The following is a 2,888-nucleotide window of genomic DNA, read 5'->3' as shown; positions in this document are numbered from 1 at the left end:
TCGCCAAACGAGCAACCGACGAAACCACCCCCACCTGGCGATACACATAAAACGCAATCACTCACGAACTACGCGAACCAGACGCCCTCTCAGAGGCCGTTTTCCCGGCTGCGCCCGTGCTGGGGGTCCTCTTCTTGGTCGACCACTCGTGGTTCCTGGGTGAAGAGGGCAGGCCCCTGCACGACAAGGCCGCGGGCACCACCGTGATCCAGCTCAGCCCACCAAGTGAGCCGGTCACCATCGCACGGCCGTGACGAGGAACGGCTCCGGCCCGGCGGGACCATGCGCGGAGCGGAAGAAAACCGGCTACGGCCGGCACCTCACCAAGCAGTCGTCCCAACCGGCCGGCTGATCCTCCACTACCGCCTGGCCCACGACAGGGAAACTCTCCCCGCCCGCTGCGAAGCCATGGTCCACCTGGCCAAGACCGACTAGACAGACAACATACTCGCGAACAGAGAACGGGAGGACCGGAGCTTGTCCCAGCCCGGTTCGTGGGACGCAGTCACGGTAGCCGACCGCTCTTCGCGGACGGCGGGCGTCTAATGATCTGTGTACTGCTCGTGCGAGGTCTCGGGCTGCCGTATCCACGCGGCCAGGAGCCGAAGCGCCTCTTCGGAGCTGGAGCCTGCCTCGGCGGTGTAGACACTCAGCCGCTGGTCCGGGTCGGCGGGCAGGGTGAGGGACTCGTAATGGAGGGTGAGCGGGCCGACGATCGGGTGATGGAAGTGTTTGCTGCCATGCGTGTGCCGATACACGTTCTGGTCGGCCCACCAGCGGCGGAAGTCGTCGTCCGCGATCGAGAGTTCGCCGACGAGTTCGGCCAGCAGCGGATCGTGGGGATGGCGTCCGGCGTCGCGCCGGAGCGAGGCGACAATGTCCTGGGCGTGGGTGTCCCAGTGGGTATACAGCGAGCGGGCGGTCTCGTCGCAGAACATGAACCGCACCAGGTTCCGCTCGCGGTGCGGCAGCGCGTCGAAGTCGGTGAGCAGCGCACGTGCCATCTGGTTGGAGGCAAGTACGTCCAGCCGTCTCCCCAGCACAAGGGCGGGGGTGTGCTCGAGGGTCCGGAGCAGGTCGCGCAGTCCCGGGCGGACCGGCTGCGGACGCGTCGCCGTGCGGCGCGGCCTGCCCGCGGCGGGCTTGGCGAGCTGGAACAGGTGGGTGCGCTCGACGGGATCGAGGCGCAGCGCGCGGGAGATGGCGTCCAGCACGGTCTCGGAGACGTTCAGCCGGCGTCCGCGTTCCAGGCGTACGTAGTAGTCGACGCTCACGCCCGCCAGTTGCGCGATCTCTTCGCGGCGCAGTCCTGGCACGCGCCGAGGGCCGCCGTCGTCGGGCAGGCCCGCCTGGCGCGGGGTGATCCGTGCCCGCCGGGAGCGGAGGAACTCACCGAGAGCTGTGTTGCGGTCCATGCCGTTCACGATAGGGCCCCAGATCGCCCCGACGGCCCGCGAAGGGGGGACTGACAGTCCCCGGTCCGGCTGTCCCCGGGGCGAAGCGGGCTCCCCCAAAGACGTTCGGCAGCCGATTCCGGTGCTGAAGTGGAACGTGCCGAGACCGACCGGGGCCCAACGCCCCGGTCGGCCTCTGTCCGTATCGCACGAAGGGAACTCCTGTGTCCGACACCAAGACATTCCTGATCACCGGCGTCAGCACCGGCCTGGGCCGCGCCCTCGCGCGCGCGGCGTTGGCTGCGGGCCACCGGGTGGTGGGCACGGTGCGCACGCCCGCCGACGCACGGGCCTTCGAGGCGCTCGCCGGCGACGCGCACGCCCGCATCCTGGACGTGACCGACCATGGCGCGGTGGACACGGTCGTGGACGAGACCGAGCGCGTCCTGGGCCCGGTCGACGTACTCGTCGCCAACGCCGGGTACGGCCATGACGGCCTCTTCGAGGAGTCGTCGATGGATGACCTTCGCCGGCAGTTCGAGGTGAACGTCTACGGAACCGTGGCGGTGATCAAGGCCGTGCTGCCGCACATGCGGGAGCGCCGTTCGGGCCACATCATCGCCGTCACCTCGATGGGCGGGCTGATCACCATGCCGGGCCTCAGCTTCTACCACGGCAGCAAGTTCGCGGTGGAGGGCATCCTCGAAACGCTCGGCAAGGAGGTCGCCGATTTCGGCATCCATGTCACCGCCGTCGAGCCGGGCAGTTTCCGGACCGACTGGGCCGGCCGCTCGATGGTCCGCGCACCCCGTGTGATCGCCGACTACGACGAGCTCTTCGAGCCGCTGCGCGCCCGGCGCATCAACGGCAGCGGGCACCAGCCGGGCGACCCGGACAAGGCCGCGGCCGCGGTGCTGCGCATCGTGGCGGCCGACCAGCCGCCGACGCGCCTGCTGCTCGGCACCGACGCGCTTCGGCTCGTCCAGGCCGGCCGCGACGCCTTCGAGCGCGAGATGCTGGCATGGGCCGAACTCTCGGCCTCCACCGACTTCGACGACCTCAACCGGTCCGCCTGACGTCACTTGCTGTCGGGCCCCAGCGAGGGGCCACGACGGCGGCCGTCATCACCAAGCCGGCCCGCTCTTGGTCCACCACAGCCTGCCGGGATCCGCAGAGCCCGACTGCCGTGTCGTTTCGACGAGCGTGCCGTCGCCGCGGCGGACAGCAACGAAGAAGACCTGGACGATGCCGACTGCAAAGCCCCGCCAGGCAGGCGGGAGCGCCCTCGTAGGCCGGCTCATTGAAGCTGGGCCGACATGAGGGCTTGGAGGTGAGGGCGCGCTCGTTGGAGGTCATTTTCTCCCGATGTTTCGTCCGCAGATGCGTCGCTGATGAGCTGTTACTGAGGTTGTCTGCGCGTTGTCGTGAGTGCGAGTCTGGTTGCGGTGAGGCAGCTGTCGATGAGGTTGCTTCGGTACTGGAGTTGGCGGAGGC

General features: G+C 68.9%; 2 protein-coding genes. One reads left to right on the top strand and one right to left on the bottom strand.

Features of this window, described 5'->3' with window-relative positions; genetic code table 11:
• Nucleotides 1-542: 542 nt before the first annotated feature.
• The gene (locus tag ACZ4QV_RS42395) at nucleotides 543-1,415 is read right to left on the bottom strand and encodes a helix-turn-helix transcriptional regulator (RefSeq protein ID WP_361159922.1); all 873 of its coding nucleotides are present in this window, start codon (nucleotides 1,413-1,415) and stop codon (nucleotides 543-545) included.
• A 203-nt stretch (nucleotides 1,416-1,618) separates the two neighbouring features.
• Between ACZ4QV_RS42395 and ACZ4QV_RS42390 the strand changes: the two genes are divergently transcribed.
• A complete protein-coding gene (locus ACZ4QV_RS42390) occupies nucleotides 1,619-2,470 on the top strand; it encodes an oxidoreductase (protein WP_361639492.1) in 852 nt (283 codons plus the stop codon).
• Nucleotides 2,471-2,888 lie beyond the last annotated feature (418 nt).

It is taken from the genome of Streptomyces sp. NPDC026394 (genome assembly GCF_055567735.1).
Note: the sequence above shows the minus strand (reverse complement) of the source record. Positions and strands in the feature narration are given on the sequence as shown.